12 protein-coding genes are annotated in these 15779 nt (G+C 64.4%); 6 read left to right on the forward strand and 6 right to left on the reverse strand.

Annotated features, from left to right (window positions below; translation table 11 throughout):
* Positions 1 to 12 precede the first annotated feature (12 nt).
* From acnA to RI444_RS08205, 6 genes are all read left to right on the forward strand, one after another.
* Positions 13 to 2820: an aconitate hydratase AcnA gene (acnA, locus tag RI444_RS08180; protein WP_021473098.1), complete on the forward strand. Its 2808-nt coding sequence runs from the start codon at positions 13 to 15 to the stop codon at positions 2818 to 2820.
* 185 nt (positions 2821 to 3005) lie between these two features.
* A complete protein-coding gene (gene dxs, locus RI444_RS08185; protein ID WP_207604843.1) occupies positions 3006 to 4979 on the forward strand; it encodes a 1-deoxy-D-xylulose-5-phosphate synthase in 1974 nt (657 codons plus the stop codon).
* Entirely contained in the window at positions 4976 to 5545 is a 570-nt protein-coding gene (locus tag RI444_RS08190; RefSeq protein ID WP_021473096.1) for a DUF402 domain-containing protein, read from the forward strand. Before dxs ends, RI444_RS08190 begins: the two co-directional genes overlap by 4 nt.
* Positions 5542 to 6102, forward strand: coding sequence for a hypothetical protein (locus tag RI444_RS08195; RefSeq protein ID WP_316963884.1), 561 nt, complete (start codon positions 5542 to 5544; stop codon positions 6100 to 6102). Before RI444_RS08190 ends, RI444_RS08195 begins: the two co-directional genes overlap by 4 nt.
* Before the next feature lie 32 nt (positions 6103 to 6134).
* Entirely contained in the window at positions 6135 to 6362 is a 228-nt protein-coding gene (locus tag RI444_RS08200) for a hypothetical protein (protein WP_021473094.1), read from the forward strand.
* 43 nt (positions 6363 to 6405) lie between these two features.
* Complete coding sequence (locus RI444_RS08205; RefSeq protein ID WP_069695712.1) at positions 6406 to 7383, forward strand: aldo/keto reductase; 978 nt, start codon at positions 6406 to 6408, stop codon at positions 7381 to 7383.
* A 103-nt stretch (positions 7384 to 7486) separates the two neighbouring features.
* On the opposite strand, the gene RI444_RS08210 is transcribed toward RI444_RS08205, so the two are convergent.
* From RI444_RS08210 to RI444_RS08235, 6 genes are all read right to left on the reverse strand, one after another.
* Positions 7487 to 9631: a 3-hydroxyacyl-CoA dehydrogenase NAD-binding domain-containing protein gene (locus RI444_RS08210; protein WP_207604841.1), complete on the reverse strand. Its 2145-nt coding sequence runs from the start codon at positions 9629 to 9631 to the stop codon at positions 7487 to 7489.
* Entirely contained in the window at positions 9628 to 10893 is a 1266-nt protein-coding gene (locus tag RI444_RS08215; protein ID WP_207604840.1) for a thiolase family protein, read from the reverse strand. The genes RI444_RS08210 and RI444_RS08215 overlap by 4 nt, the downstream gene beginning before the upstream one ends.
* A gap of 157 nt (positions 10894 to 11050) precedes the next feature.
* On the reverse strand, positions 11051 to 12376 hold the full coding sequence (locus tag RI444_RS08220) for an HRDC domain-containing protein (protein WP_062096194.1): 1326 nt from the start codon (positions 12374 to 12376) through the stop codon (positions 11051 to 11053).
* 59 nt (positions 12377 to 12435) lie between these two features.
* Positions 12436 to 13095, reverse strand: coding sequence for a DUF3000 domain-containing protein (locus tag RI444_RS08225; RefSeq protein WP_207604839.1), 660 nt, complete (start codon positions 13093 to 13095; stop codon positions 12436 to 12438).
* Positions 13096 to 13155: 60 nt separating this feature from the next.
* Positions 13156 to 14235, reverse strand: a complete 1080-nt coding sequence (locus RI444_RS08230) for a threonine aldolase family protein (RefSeq protein ID WP_207605927.1) — start codon at positions 14233 to 14235, stop codon at positions 13156 to 13158.
* Between the two features lie 73 nt (positions 14236 to 14308).
* Complete coding sequence (locus tag RI444_RS08235) at positions 14309 to 15676, reverse strand: DUF6421 family protein (RefSeq protein WP_207604838.1); 1368 nt, start codon at positions 15674 to 15676, stop codon at positions 14309 to 14311.
* Positions 15677 to 15779 lie beyond the last annotated feature (103 nt).

A 15779-nucleotide genomic window follows, 5' to 3' on the forward strand; every position in this document is an offset into this window, starting at 1 on the left:
AGGAGTCCTGCCATGAGCACTGTGGACAGCTTCGGTTCCAAAGGCGTACTGAATGTAGCCGGCACCGATTATGAAATTTTCCGGTTGAACTCCGTAGAGGGCGCAGACAGCCTTCCGTTCAGCCTCAAGGTATTGCTTGAAAACCTCCTGCGGACCGAAGATGGCGCCAATATAACGGCTGACCACGTCCGCGCCCTGGCCGGTTGGGACCCCAATGCGGAGCCCGACACGGAAATCCAGTTCACCCCGGCCCGCGTCATCATGCAGGACTTCACCGGCGTGCCCTGCGTAGTGGACCTTGCCACCATGCGTGAAGCCGTGAAGGAACTCGGCGGCGACCCCAAGCGCGTCAACCCGCTGGCACCTGCCGAAATGGTCATCGACCACTCCGTCCAGATCGACGCCTTCGGCAACGCCGGCGCGCTGGAGCGCAACATGGAGATCGAATACCAGCGCAACGGTGAGCGTTACCAGTTCCTGCGCTGGGGACAAACCGCGTTCGACGACTTCAAGGTTGTTCCCCCGGGAACCGGAATCGTCCACCAGGTCAACATCGAATACCTGGCACGCACCGTCATGACCCGTGAAGTGGACGGCGCGCTCCGCGCTTACCCGGACACCTGCGTTGGTACCGACTCGCACACCACCATGGTCAACGGCCTGGGCGTGCTGGGTTGGGGCGTCGGCGGCATCGAGGCCGAAGCAGCGATGCTCGGCCAGCCTGTTTCCATGCTCATCCCGCGCGTCGTTGGCTTCAAGCTCAGCGGCAGCATCCCCGCCGGTGCCACCGCTACCGACGTCGTCCTGACCATCACCGAAATGCTTCGCAAGCACGGTGTTGTGGGCAAGTTCGTTGAGTTCTACGGTGAAGGCGTAGCCGCCGTGCCGCTGGCCAACCGCGCCACCATCGGCAACATGAGCCCGGAATTCGGTTCCACCGCAGCCATGTTCCCGATCGACGACGTCACCCTCGACTACCTGCGCCTGACCGGCCGTTCCCAAGAGAACATCGCACTGGTTGAGGCGTACGCCAAGGAACAGGGCCTCTGGCACGATCCTTCCCGCGAACTCCGCTTCTCCGAGTTCCTGGAACTGGACCTCTCCACCGTGGTTCCCTCCATCTCCGGACCGAAGCGTCCCCAGGACCGCATCGAGCTCAGCGATGCGAAGGAGCAGTTCCGCAAGGACATCCACAACTACGTCACCATCGAAGACGGCAGCGTGGATGAGGCGCTTGACGAGTCCTTCCCGGCCTCGGACGCTCCGTCCTTCACGCACGCGGACTCGCACACCACCGAGACCGCACGCGCCGCCTCCGCGGCCAACGGTGCGAACGGCCGCCCGTCGTCGCCCGTCCAGGTAAAGACGGCCGATGGCCGCGAGTTCGAGCTGGACCACGGCGCCGTTTCGATCGCGTCGATCACCTCCTGCACCAACACGTCCAACCCTTCGGTCATGCTTGCTGCCGCGCTCCTGGCACGCAACGCCGTGGACAAGGGCCTGACGTCCAAGCCGTGGGTCAAGACTTCCGTCGCACCCGGCTCCAAGGTCGTCACGGACTACTACGAGAAGTCCGGCCTGACCCCGTACCTGGAGAAGCTCGGCTTCTACATCGTCGGTTACGGCTGCGCCACCTGCATCGGTAACTCCGGCCCGCTGGAGCCGGAAATCTCCGAGGCCATCCAGGCCAACGACCTCTCCGTTACGGCTGTCCTGTCGGGTAACCGCAACTTCGAAGGCCGCATCAACCCTGACGTCAAGATGAACTACCTGGCCTCCCCGCCGCTGGTCATCGCGTACGCCCTGGCCGGCACCATGGACTTCGACTTCGAAACCGATGCCCTTGGCACGGACTCCGAAGGCAACGAGGTATTCCTCAAGGACATCTGGCCGAACCCCACCGAGGTGCAGGAAGTCATCGACTCCTCCATCGACGAGGGCATGTTCGTCAAGGGTTACGAGGGTGTCTTCGAAGGTGACGAGCGCTGGAAGGCCCTCGATACCCCCGCCGGAGATACCTTCGCTTGGGCAGAGGACTCCACCTACGTGCGGAAGCCCCCGTACTTCGAAGGCATGAAGGCCCAGCCGGACCCCGTCCAGGACATCACTGGCGCCCGCGTCCTGCTGAAGCTCGGCGATTCGGTCACCACCGACCACATCTCCCCGGCCGGCTCCTTCAAGTCGGACACCCCTGCCGGCCAGTACCTGCTGGCAAACGGCGTGGAGCGCAAGGACTTCAACTCCTACGGCTCGCGCCGTGGCAACCACGAGGTCATGATCCGCGGTACGTTTGCCAACATCCGCATCAAGAACCAGCTTCTGGACGGCGTCGAGGGTGGCTTCACCCGCGACTTCACCCAGGACGGCGGTCCCCAGGCCTACGTTTACGACGCAGCCCAGAACTACCAGGCAGCCGGCACTCCGCTGGTTGTGCTGGCAGGCAAGGAATACGGTTCCGGTTCGTCCCGTGACTGGGCAGCCAAGGGCACCGCGCTCCTGGGTGTCAAGGCAGTCATCGCCGAAAGCTACGAGCGCATCCACCGCTCCAACCTGATCGGCATGGGCGTCCTTCCGTTGCAGTTCCCTGCAGGGGAGTCCGCTGCGACCCTCGGCCTGACCGGTACGGAGACCTTCTCCGTGGAGGGCGTGACCGAACTCAACAACGGCACCACGCCCAAGACGCTGAAGGTCACGGCAACGGCCGAGGACGGATCGTCCAAGTCCTTCGACGCAGTGCTTCGCATCGATACCCCGGGTGAAGCCGATTACTACCGCAACGGCGGCATCCTGCAGTACGTGCTGCGCCAGATCTCCGCATAAGGAATCGGCCGGCCTACCGCCAAATCACCCGCCAGGCAGCCCCTGCTGGTCCTCGACCGGCAGGGGCTGCCTGCTTTTTGTTGCCGGTCCAGCCACGCACGATCATGGCGGCGGCGTCCGTGGGCTTCAAGGATGCGGGCAACGCGCTAAAGTTAACAAGCACGTCATTCACGTAAGGAGGGCCTTTGGGACTCTTGGAAACCATCAAGGATCCGCAGGACCTGGCCGGCCTGACCAGCTCCGAATTGGATCAGTTGGCCGGCGAGATCAGGGACTTCCTGATCACCAACGTAGCCGCAACCGGTGGTCACCTGGGGCCCAACCTTGGCGTTGTGGAACTGACCATGGCCGTGCACCGGACCTTCGATTCGCCACGGGACAGCATCGTCTTTGACACAGGGCACCAGTCCTACGTGCACAAACTGCTGACGGGCCGGCAGGATTTCAGCACGCTGCGGCAGCAAGGCGGCCTGTCCGGCTACCCGGACCGTGCCGAGTCCGAGCATGACATCGTGGAAAGCTCCCACGCATCCTCGTCCCTGTCATGGGCGGATGGTATTTCCAGGGCCCGGCAGCTGACCGGCGAAGGCGACCGGTTCGTCGTCGCCGTCGTCGGCGATGGAGCGCTGACGGGCGGCATGACGTGGGAAGCCATCAACAACATTGCTGCCGATAAGCGCCGGCGGGTGGTGATCGTGGTCAACGACAACGGCCGCTCCTATGCACCCACCGTTGGCGGCCTTGCAGACTACCTTGCTTCGCTGCGCCCCACCATCGATTCCCTCCGCACTGCTCCCGCCTACGAAGGCATGCTGGACTGGTGGAAGAAGCGCCTCCAGAACGGCGGGCCGGTAGGGCAGTTCACGTACAAGAGCCTGCACGCGATGAAGAAGGGCATCAAGGACTGGTGGGCGCCCCAAGGCATGTTCGAGGACCTTGGGATGAAGTACATCGGCCCTGTTGACGGTCATAACCTCCAGGCGCTGGAACACGCCCTGAGTACTGCCAAGGCGTACGGCGGTCCGGTGATCGTCCATGCCATGACGGAGAAGGGCCACGGGTACGCCCCGGCCTTGGCCAACGAGGCCGACCAATTCCACGCAGTCGGGATCATCGACCCGGAGACGGGAGAGTCCACCGAGACCCCGGGCGCGCGCTCGTGGACGTCGGTCTTTGCCGAGGAGATCGCGGACCTCGCGGACGAACGCCAGGACATCGTCGGCATCACCGGGGCCATGTTGATCCCCGTGGGACTGCACAAGTTCGCCGAGCGCCACCCCGAACGCGTCATCGACGTCGGCATCGCTGAACAGCACGCGCTGACGTCTGCAGCTGGAATGGCCTATGGCGGCCTCCACCCTGTGGTGGCTGTGTACGCCACCTTCCTGAACCGCGCTTTCGACCAGTTGCTCATGGACGTAGCGCTTCATAAGGCCGGCGTCACGGTGGTCCTGGACCGCGCCGGCGTGACCGGTCCTGATGGGCCCAGCCACCACGGCATGTGGGACATGGCAATGGTGCAAATCGTCCCGGGCCTGCATCTGGCTGCGCCCCGCGATGCAACCCGGCTCCGTGAAGAACTCAGGGAAGCCGTGGCCGTCGATGACGCTCCAACGGTGGTGCGCTTCTCCAAGGGCAGCGTCGGCAAGGAAGTCGACGCGATCGAGCGGCTCAAGGACGGTGTCGACGTCCTGGCGCGTCGTCCGGAAGGGTCCACGGAAAACGACGTCCTGATCGTCAGCGTGGGAGCCATGTCCGAACTCGCCTTGGACGTGGCCGGTCGCTTGGGTGCCCAAGGCATTAGCTCCACGGTGGTGGATCCTCGCTGGGTCCTGCCGGTCCGGAAGTCGATCATTGCCCTCGCTGCCCGGCATCGCTTGGTGATCTGCATCGAGGACGGAGTCCGTGCCGGCGGTGTGGGCTCGCGGATCCGGCAGGAAATGCGTGCCGCTGGAGTGGACACCGCCCTCAACGAGGTCGGGTTGCCGGTGGAGTTCCTCGTCCACGGGTCCCGCAGCCAAGTCCTGGAGCGCGTCGGTCTGACGGCCCAACAGATAACCCACGACGTCGTTGCCCAGGTTTTGGGCACCAAGGTCCCCTTTGCGCGGCCCTTGCCAGGCCAGGCCCACCCCACCACCGGCAGCTTGCCCACGTTGTGAGCGGGGGACGCGAGCCCGGAGTGCTGCAGCCCGGCGATCTGGTGGTGGCACGGAACAGGAAATGGGACGGGAAGGCCCACTGGGTAGTACCGGGAAGATACCTCGGCGAGGACATCCACGGATGGTGGATCTTCCAAGGCAAGGGTGAATTCTGTGCCCGCCCCGGAGCTGCCTTCTACACAGCCTCGGATGCCTTGCTGCTGGTGCCCCGAACAGGGGAGTACGTTGCCACGTTCTACGACGACACGTACCCCGGCGACTTCCGGATCTATGTGGACCTTGCCACCGCCCATGAATGGAAGACCATCCGCCCGGGCGTGACGGAGTTCCACTTGATCGACATGGACCTTGACGTGATCAGGTCGACCGTCCGTGGCGTCTTCGTCGACGATGAGGATGAGTTCGAAGAGCACCGCATACATATGGGCTATCCCGGGGAAACTGTCTCAGCCATGCGCACTGAGTGCGCGGTTCTCCTGGCGGCAGTCAGCACCATGGAAGCACCCTTTGATGTTGCCTCACCGGGAAGCGTCAGCGCCGAATGGTTCACGAAAGGACGGGCATGAGCGGAATCATCCGCATGTACAAGCGCGATGAGGACGGAGTCCTGCATTTCCGCGAAGCATGGTTCGACGACGAGGACCGGCACTTTGTGGTCAACCATGGCGTGGTCGGGCACCAAAGCCGGACCGAAGAATCGGAAATCGGGGAGGACACCTCGGTGGACGGACTGATGGCTGCGTTCGCTGCGCAGTGCGAAGAGGATGGCTACGCGGAGATTCCTCCATCCGAACAGTTCTGGGTGGTGGCGCAGTTCGCGTTGAAGACCAAGGACGGCACCGAACGCGACCGGTACTTGGAACGGAATGCCAAAGCGGCACTGACCGCGGAGCTCGCTTGGCGGGGCCTCGGGACGGTGGAACGCTCAGAGGTAGGGAACTCGCTGTTGAACATCTTCTGCCTCTGCCCGGACGTCAATAAGGCCGTCAACGCCATCAAAGTCTGTATCCGCAATGAGGACCTTGATTTCACCAAGCTCAGCATCGCAGCGGCCCCGCATGGGGAACCGACCGGGTTTAAGTTGAAGCACTCGCCCCGGAAGGGTGCTGGCTTTACGCTCTAAGTACTAGCGACCGCACCAGGAGGGACCGTTCCATGCCACAGAAAAGCAACTGGCCCGGACATACGCCGCTGCCAAAGGGCCTCGCAGCTCCGGCCAGGCGGGCGTTGGCCCACGAGGGCATCGAAACCTTGGAACAGTTGGCAGCGTTCGGTGGGCTGGAGGCCTCGAAACTGCATGGATTGGGCCCCGTGGCCATAGCCCAGTTGGAGGATGCGATGGAAGAATCCGGCATCTCCTACGGAGCCGTCCGGGGGGACTGAGTCCCCGCGCCGGTGCCCCGGCCGCACGTACTAGGCTGGGGCCATGACTGAATATCGACGCCTTGGCCGCTCCGGACTGACCGTCTCCGTCGTGGGGCTGGGCTGTAACAACCTAGGCCGCGCCAATACGCCTACGGAATCCCAGGAGGGCACGGACGCGGTAGTCCACGCCGCCCTCGACGCCGGGGTGACGTTCTTCGATGTTGCCGATGCGTATGGTCGGGAAGCCGGCCTCAGCGAGACGATGCTGGGGAAAGCCCTCAAGGGAAACCGGGGGGACGTGGTCATTGGCACCAAATTCGGCATGGACATGAAGGGCGCCAACGGCAAGGACTTCGGGGCACGGGGTTCCCGGCGGTACATTGTGCGGGCCCTGGAAGCTTCCCTGCGCCGTTTGGACACCGAATGGATCGACCTTTACCAGTACCACACCCCGGACCACGCAACACCGGTGGACGAGACCCTCGCGGCCCTGGATGATCTGGTGACCAGCGGCAAAGTCCGGTACATCGGGCACTCCAACTTTGCCGGATGGCAGGTGGCGGAAGCAGAGTACGTGGCACGCCAGCTTGGTGGATCCCGCTTCATCTCGACCCAGAACCACTACAACCTGCTGGACCGCCGTGCGGAACTGGAGATCCTTCCCGCGGCCGAAGCTTTCTCCTTGGGCGTGCTGCCGTACTTCCCGCTGGCCAACGGGCTCCTCACTGGCAAGTACTCGGCGGGGAAGGCCCCGGAGGGATCCCGCTTGAGCCACACCCGCACGCATCTGGTCCATGACGCGGATTGGGACCAGCTGGGCCGGTATGGACAGTTCGCCAAGGAGCGCGGCCTGACAGAGGTGGAGCTTGCCTTCTCGTGGCTTGCCGCCCAGCCGTGCGTGGCCAGCGTCATCGCAGGGGCCACCAAGCCGGAACAGATCCGCCAAAACGCCGGGGCCGTGCGCTGGGTGCCCTCGCAGAGCGACCGGGACGAACTCGATGACATTTTCCCGAAAACTCCGAAGGTTGCACTCTTCTAGTTCTTGGGTAGACCAGAGGACAATGCCTACGCCAAAGGCCGTGGACCACGGGTCCACGGCCTTTGACGTTGCTGCGGTTAAAGCGCCGCTGACGTTGCTGCGGTCAAAGCGCCGCTGAGGCGACGCCCGGTGCGTGGAAACGCTTCCCGTTGACCCGCTCCGACGCCCCCACCCGGTCCAGGTATGGAGTGATTCCGCCGAGGAACATGGGCCATCCGGCACCGAGGATCATGCAGAGGTCGATGTCCTCAGGACCTGCCACGACGTTTTCGGCCAGCATGAGCCCGATCTCTTCGGCGAGGGCATCCTGGGTCCGACGCAGGACCTCTTCCCCGGTGGACGGACTCTGGCCGAAGGACAGAATGGCGAGTGTCTCTTCGGGGAGGACAGGCGCACCATCGGGGCCTGCAACCCACAGGGACTTCACGCCGTTGTCGATCAGCTTCTGCAGGTTCTGCGACACCGGGAAGCGGTCGCCAAAGGCCGCGTGGAGTGACTCCTGGACATGCTGTGCCACGGGCAATCCCACCATGGCACTCAGGGTGAACGGCGTCATGGGCAGGCCCATGGGGCGCAGCGCCGTGTCGGCCACCTGTGCGGGAGTTCCCTCGTCGAACGCGGCAATGACCTCGCCCATCAACCTCAGGAGGATCCGGTTCACGACGAAGGCCGCAGCGTCCTTGACGAGGACTGCGGTCTTCTTGAGCCCCTTGGCGAGTTCGAAGGCCGTGGCGAGGACGGCGTCATCGGTCTTCGGTGCCCGCACTATTTCGAGCAGCGGCATGACTGCCACGGGGTTGAAGAAGTGGAAGCCCACCAGGCGCTCGGGATGCCGGAGGTCCTCGGCCATGGCTGTCACCGACAGGGATGACGTGTTCGTTGCCAGGATGCACTCGGGGGAGACGATCGCCTCCACTTCGGCGAAGACCTGCTTCTTGACGCTGAGTTCTTCGAAGACCGCCTCGATCACAAAGTCGGCGTCGCTGAAGGCCTCCTTGGACACCGATCCGGTGACCAGTGCCTTCGTCCTGTTCGCGGCATCGGGGCTGATGCGCTTCTTGCCGAGCAGCTTGTCCACTTCGGCGTGGACGTAGGCCACACCCTTGTCGACGCGGGACTGGTCAATGTCGGTCATGACCACAGGGACCTTCAGCTGCCGTGCGAAGAGGAGCGCCAGTTGGCTGGCCATGAGGCCTGCACCGACGACTCCCACTTTGGTAACCGGCCGGGCCAGCTTCCGGTCCGGCGCACCGGCCGGCCGCTTGGACCGCTTCTGGACGAGGTCCAGGAAAGCGTAGACCGTGGCGCGGAATTCGTCCGACTGCATCAGGTCCGCCAGCGTCCGGCACTCAAGGGCAGCCGATTCCGCCTGGGTCATGGTCCGGTTGGCCTCCATGATGTCCAGCACCTTGCCCGGGGCGGGCGCTGCGTTGGAGATCTTTGCTTCCACCAAGTCCCTGCCTGCGGCAACGGCGGCGGCCCAACGCTCTGCCACGGCGGGGTCGGCAGGATCGACGGCGTTCTGCCGGTCGGCGGCGGTACGGCCGGAGATCACCCCGGCGGCCCAAGCCAGGGATTGCTCAAGGAAGTCGGCGGGTTCGAACATGGCATCGGCAATTCCCAGCTCGAAGGCTTGGGGACCCGTCAGCGTCTTGTTGTTGTTGAGGGCGTTCCCGATCATGACCTGCACGGCGTTTTCCGGGCCGATCAGCCTGGGGAGGATATAGACCCCGCCCCAACCCGGTACCAGGCCCAGGAACGCCTCGGGAAGCGCCAAGGCGCCTGCGCCGGTGGACACCGTCCGGTACGTGGACTGCAGCGCTATCTCCAGCCCGCCGCCGAGGGCGAGGCCGTTGATGAACGCGAAGCTGGGGACACCCAGGTTGGCGAGCGTGCCGTAGACCTCGTGGCCGAGTTGGGCCATCCACAGGCCGTGTTCGCGCTCCTTGAGGGTCTTGACCGCGGAGAGGTCTGCACCCGCCACCAGGAAGTAGGGTTTTCCGGTGACGCCTACGCCCACGATCTCACCCTTGGCGGCCCGGTCCCTTAGGGCTTCCAGGACGCCGCCAAGTTCGACGAGGGTATTGGGCCCCAGGGTGGTCGGCTTGGAATGGTCCAGTCCGTTGTCCAGGGTGATGAGGGCGAAGGTCCCGGCCCCGTCGGGAAGCTCGATGTCCTGCACATAGGAGTGCGTTACCACTTCGTCCGGAAACAGGGCGGCAAGCTTCTGGAAATCGTTGGCGCTCATGCGGCGGCTCCTTCTTCGGAGGTGGAATCGGTGGTGGAGCTGGCTCCATAGTCTGCGTGGTGCGGGTTCTCCCAGATCACGGTGGCGCCCATGCCAAGGCCGATGCACATGGTGGTGATGCCATACCGCACGGAAGGGTCCTGTTCGAACTGCCGCGCCAGCTGGGTCATCAGCCGGACACCGGAAGAAGCGAGGGGATGTCCGACGGCGATCGCGCCGCCATAGCGGTTCACCCGGGGATCGTCGTCCGCGATGCCAAAGTGGTCGAGGAAGCTCAGGACCTGGACTGCGAAGGCCTCATTGATTTCAAAGAGTCCGATGTCCGTGATGTCCAAGCCTGCATTCTTCAGCGCTTTTTCGGTGGCAGGGACCGGGCCGATTCCCATGACCTCCGGCTCCACGCCGGCAAAGGCGTAGGACACCATGCGCATCTTTACGGGGAGGCCGAGTTCGCCCGCTGTGTCTTCGGCCGCGAGCAGGGCTACGGTGGCGCCGTCGTTCAATCCTGCCGCGTTGCCGGCGGTGACCCGGCCGTGGGCCCGGAAGGGCGTCTTGAGCCCGGCCAGATCCTCCACGGTGGTTCCCGGGCGGGGAGGCTCGTCTACGGAGTGCACGGTCCATCCCTGGCCCGGCTTCATGGTGGCCACCGGAACAAGGTCGCCCTGGATCTGTCCTTCGGCGTAGGCCGCCGCAAGCTTCGCCTGGGAGGACGCAGCGTAGGCGTCCGCACGCTCCTTGGTGATGGCGGGGAACCGGTCGTGCAGGTTTTCGGCAGTGTTGCCCATGTTGAGTGCGGCCGGATCGACGAGGCGTTCGGACATGAAGCGCGGATTGGGATCAGCGCCGGCACCCATGGGGTGGTTGCCCATGTGTTCCACTCCACCGGCGATCACGACGTCGTAAGCGCCGAAGCCGATGCCGCTCGCCGTCGTCGTGACTGCGGTCATGGCGCCTGCGCACATGCGGTCGATCGCGAAGCCCGGAACGGTCCGGGGGAGCCCGGCCAGAAGCGCGGCTGTACGGCCGATGGTGAGGCCCTGGTCTCCGGTCTGCGTGGTTGCTGCGATGGCTACCTCGTCAACGCGTTCGGCCGGGAGGGAAGGATTGCGGCGCATGAGTTCCCTGATGCACTTCACCACCAGGTCATCTGCACGCGTTCCGGCGTAGATGCCTTTGTCTCCGGCCTTGCCGAAGGGAGTGCGGACGCCGTCCACGAAGACGACGTCGCGGACGGTTCTTTGCGCAGTGCGTGATGGACTCATGTGAAACTCCTCGCTGAGACACGGTGCCGGAACCGCTGGGCGGAATCCGGAGGGCATTGCTGCAATGTTACTCACCAGTAACTTTGCGTGCAAGGCCCGTATACGGCAAAGGCCCGCATCCACGAACCGGGGTTCATGAACGCGGGCCTTCAGGCGGTTACGGAGAATCTTTGGGCTTGGGCTCCTTGGCCGGGAGCGGCTGTGGGTTCAGGCATGCCTCGACGATGATCGGGGCGGCGAACGAAATCTGCCATTCGCGGGCTCCCAGGGCGCGCAGTTCGTCGGCGACCGTCTGGTGCGAGACTTCCGACGGCGGCCGCCACAGTACCCGCCGCAGGTAGTCCGGGGTCAGCAGGTTTTCCACCGGCAGCTTCAGCTCGTCCGCCTTTTCCTGGAGGGCAGGCCGGGCAGTGGCGAGGCGGGCGGCTGCTTCAGCATCGCGGTCTGCCCAAACGCGGGGCGGCGGCGGTGCGTTGGTGGGCAGATGCAGCGGGGGAAGCTCGGTCAGCATACGGGCCGCGGTGATGCAGCGGAGCCATCTGGGTGCTTCCCGCTGCGCCGACCTGCCGTGGAATCCCTTGGTGGCCAACAATTGGGGGACGGTGGTGGGCAGGGCTTTTGCGGCGGCCACCAGTGCGGAATCGGGGATGAGCCGTCCCGGTGCCACGTCCCGCTTCCGCGCCAGCTGGTCCCGCTCCAACCACAATTCGCGCACGGCTGCGAGTTGCCGCCGGTCCCTGATCTGGTGGAGGCCCGACGTCTTGCGCCACGCATCCACGCGGGGAAGTGCGATCCCGGCGGCGAGGATACCGGCGAACTCCTGTTCGGCGAATTCCAGCTTTCCGTCGGCTTCCAGGAGTTCGATGAGTTCTTCGCGCAATTCTGCGAGGACCTCGACGTCCAGTGCTGCGTACCGCAACCACGGTTCAGGGAGCGGTCGGGTGGACCAGTCGGCGGCGGAGTGTTCCTTGGCCAGGCCGAAGCCAAGCAATTGCTCGATGACGGCTGCCAGGCCTACCCGGGGCAATCCGGCGAGGCGGGCGGCAAGTTCGGTGTCGAACAGCTTGTCCGGCCACATGCCGAGCTCGGACAGGCATGGGAGGTCCTGCGTTGCCGCATGGAGGATCCATTCGACGCCGCGGAGGGCGTCATTGATGATGGCCAGGTTCTCAAACGGTTCAGGATCGATCAGCCACGTACCGGATCCTTCCCGCCGGATCTGGACGAGGAAAGCTCGTTGGCCGTAACGGAAGCCCGAGGCGCGTTCGGCATCGACCCCTGCAGGCCCGGATCCGGCGGCAATCGCTGCGGCGCAGCGCTCCAGTCCGGCCATGGTGTCGATGACCGGAGGGACGCCTTCGCGCGGTGAATCCAGTTCGATGATTTCGGGAACGTGGCTGTCGAAGCCGTCCACCTTGATGTGGGTTGTGGGATCAGCAACCGGGTCGCCGGTTGTGGTTTTTTCCAGTTTTTCAGGGGTCATGATTGCTTAAGCTTACCGAGTCCGGCGCGCCGGGGCCGGATCGGGGGTGCAGTGCGGCTTCAGTTGAGCCTCCTGTTGGGCAGTCCCGTCACTCCCGGCGGCAGGGGCGGGAGGCCGGCGAAGGTGCACACCATGTCCGACCAGGCTTCCAGGTGTGCCTGTACATCGGAGGAGGCCGGTGTCCATGAGGCCCGCAGTTCTATGTCAATGGTGTCCGGCCGGTCTTCCAGCGTCCCAAAACTCTCGGAAAGGATCCGCGTGGCCGTGCCACCGGCCGCTTTGTACTGCGCGTTGTGGTTTTCCAAGGCTTCCACCAGCCAGGTCCACGCCACTGAGCCGAGCATTGCGTCGTTGCCCATGTCGGCGTCCAGTTGGGCCCGGATATAGGTGACGATCCGGAACTCACCTTCCCAGACCGCCGACCCTTCGGGATCGTAGAGGAGGATGAAGCGGCCTGTGGCGAGTTCGTCGTCTTCGTTGTCGCCGGGGTGCTGTCCCTGTTTCTCGATGAAGGCCTTGGCCACGGGACCGTGCACCGGCACGCGGCGGGTGGCTGCCGTGGGCCGGAAGACTTCGGCTCCCAAAGCCACGGCGTACGGCGCGAGCCGTGCCGGGGCGGGGATCTCATCCAGTCGCAGTTCGCTGCGGCACTGTGCTTTTCGTAGCGTTCCCAGGGCTGAAAGGAAGTCCGCGGGAACCTGTGAGAGGGCGTTCACCATGGCAGATTATGCGTCCGGGGCGGCGTTTCTGTGCAGGCTCGCCGCCCCGGAACCCAGCCGTTATCCCGCAGCCACTTCCCGTCTGATGGCTGCCACGAACGCGTCGATGTCTTCCTCAGTGGTGTCAAAGGAACACATCCACCGCACCTCGCGCCGTGCAGCGTCCCAATCGTAGAAAGCGAACTGTGAGCGGAGGCGGTCGGCAACACCTTCGGGCAGGATGGCGAAGACGCCGTTGGACTCGGTTGCCTGGGTGGGTTCAACGCCGTCGATCTGATCGACGGCTGCCCGCAGCCGCGCTGCCATGGCGTTGGCATGCGCGGCTGACCGCAGCCAGAGGCCGTCGTCCAGCAGGGCTATGAACTGGGCGGAGATGAAGCGCATCTTCGAGGCCAGTTGCATGTTCATTTTCCGGAGGTACTTCAGGCCGTGGGCTGCCTCGGGGTTCAAGGCCACTACTACCTCACCGAAAAGCAGGCCGTTCTTGGTGCCGCCGAAGGAGAGGATGTCGACGCCGGCGTCGCGGGTGAAGGCGCGGAGCGGAAGGTCGAGGTGGGCGGCTGCGTTGGCAAGCCGTGCCCCGTCCATGTGGAGCTTCATGCCCTTGGCATGCACGTGGTCCGCGATCGCACGGACTTCCTCCGGGGTATAGCAGGTGCCAAGCTCCGTGGTCTGCGTAATGGAGACCACAAGCGGCTGGGCCCTGTGTTCATCGCCCCAGCCCCAGGCCTCACGGTCGATCAACGCGGGAGTGAGTTTGCCGTCTTCGGTGGGCACCTGCAGGAGCTTCATGCCGCCGATCCGTTCGGGGGCACCGTTCTCGTCCATGTTGATGTGGGCCGTGGAAGCGCAGATGACAGCGCCCCAGCGGGGGAGCAAGGACTGGAGGGACAGCACGTTGGCTCCCGTGCCGTTGAACACGGGGAAACATTCGATCCCCGTCCCGAACTGCTGCTCAAGGACTTCCTGGAGCCGGGCCGTGTAGATGTCCTCGCCATAGGAAACCTGGTGGCCGCCATTGGCTGCGGCCAGGGCAGCAAGGATTTCGGGATGCACGCCGGAGTAGTTGTCCGAGGCGAAGCCACGCACGGAGGGGTCATGCAGCCGGCTGTGATCCGTAGTGCTGCCGTCAAGGTGGATAGCCTGTGTAGTGCTCGTCACTTGTTCATTCACGCTTTCAAGTCTATTTCGCCGGCAGGATGCGTATGGGGCATCAGGCCGCGGTCGCGCCGGTGATGCCCGTGGTGGACTCGATGACGGGGCGCATCTTCTTCTCCAGGGCTTCATAGAACATGGACAGGGGGAACTCGTCGTCCAGGACCTGGTCGGTGAGCGCCCGCGGCGGTCCCGCCAGCGGAAGGGCCTCGGGGCCCTTGGCCCACACCGACGCCGGATGCGGAGTGACGGTCTCGGAAATCAGCTGGTAGGCGGCCAGCCAGTGAGCCGCCTTGGGGCGGTCGATGGAACGCCAGTACAGTTCCTCGATGCGGGCGCCCAGTTCAATCACGACGTCGGCAGCTTCCGCCCAGTCGATGCTGAGTTTGCTGTCGGTCCAGTGCAGGACATGGTGCTGGTGCATCCAGGCGAACAGCAGCTGGCCGCCGAGGCCGTCGTAGTTGCGCACGCGGCTGCCGGTAATGGCGAAGCGGAAGATGCGGTCGAAGATGACCGCGTACTGCACGAGCTTCGCGTGCCGGCGGGCATCGGGGTCTGCTTCCTCGTCCTTTTCGATGCGGACGGCTTCACGGAACGCCGTCAGGTCGCAGCGGAGTTCCTCCAGGGAGTACAGGAAGAAGGGCATGCGCTGCTTGATCATGAACGGGTCGAACGGAAGGTCCCCGCGCATGTGCGTGCGGTCATGGATCAGGTCCCACATCACGAACGTGCGCTGGGTCAGCTCCTGGTCCTCCAGCAGCTCTGCGGCATCCTCCGGCAGTTCCAGCGACGTCGTTTCCGCGGCAGCCTTGAGCACGCGGCGGAAGCGTGCTGCCTCGCGGTCGGCGAAGATGGCGCCCCACGTGAACGTCGGGGTCTGGCGGACTGCCACTGTCTCAGGGAACAGGACTGCGGAGTTGGTGTCGTAGCCCGCGGTGAAATCGACGAAACGGATCGGGACGAACAGTTTGTTCGAGTACTCGCCGCCCTCCAGGCCGGCAATGAACTCGGGCCAGATGACCTCGATCAGCACGGCTTCCACGAGGCGGTTGGTGCTGCCGTTCTGCGTGTACATCGGGAAGACCACCAAGTGCTGGAGGCCGTCGATGCGCTGCTTCTGGGGTTGGAAGGCCTGCAGGGAGTCAAGGAAATCGGGGATGCCGAAGCCACCCTCTACCCAGCGCGCGAAGTCCGCCACCAGCAACTCGAGGTAGTCGGCGTCGTGGGGGAAGCTGGGCGCCAGGCGGGTGATTGCATCCTGGATGGTGGCAACGAGCCGTGCCGCTTCTGCGTGGGCGGCGGGATCGGCGATGGAGCCGTCCTGCTGCTGGTGTGCCTGCAGTGCTGTTGCTGCTGCCTTAAGGGACTTCCAATCCGCGTTGTCTGCAGTGACGAGCGGACGGGTGGAGGTGGCGATGGTTGTCATGTAACTCGGCCCTTTCGAAGGAGGTAATGCTTCTGAGGCGAGCGTAGCAACGCAGAAGTATCGCTAATTCAAAAAAGGGTCGAGCATAAGAAAGTCTTGGCCA

It is taken from the genome of Paenarthrobacter sp. AT5 (genome assembly GCF_032764245.1).
Lineage (GTDB): Bacteria > Actinomycetota > Actinomycetes > Actinomycetales > Micrococcaceae > Arthrobacter > Arthrobacter ureafaciens.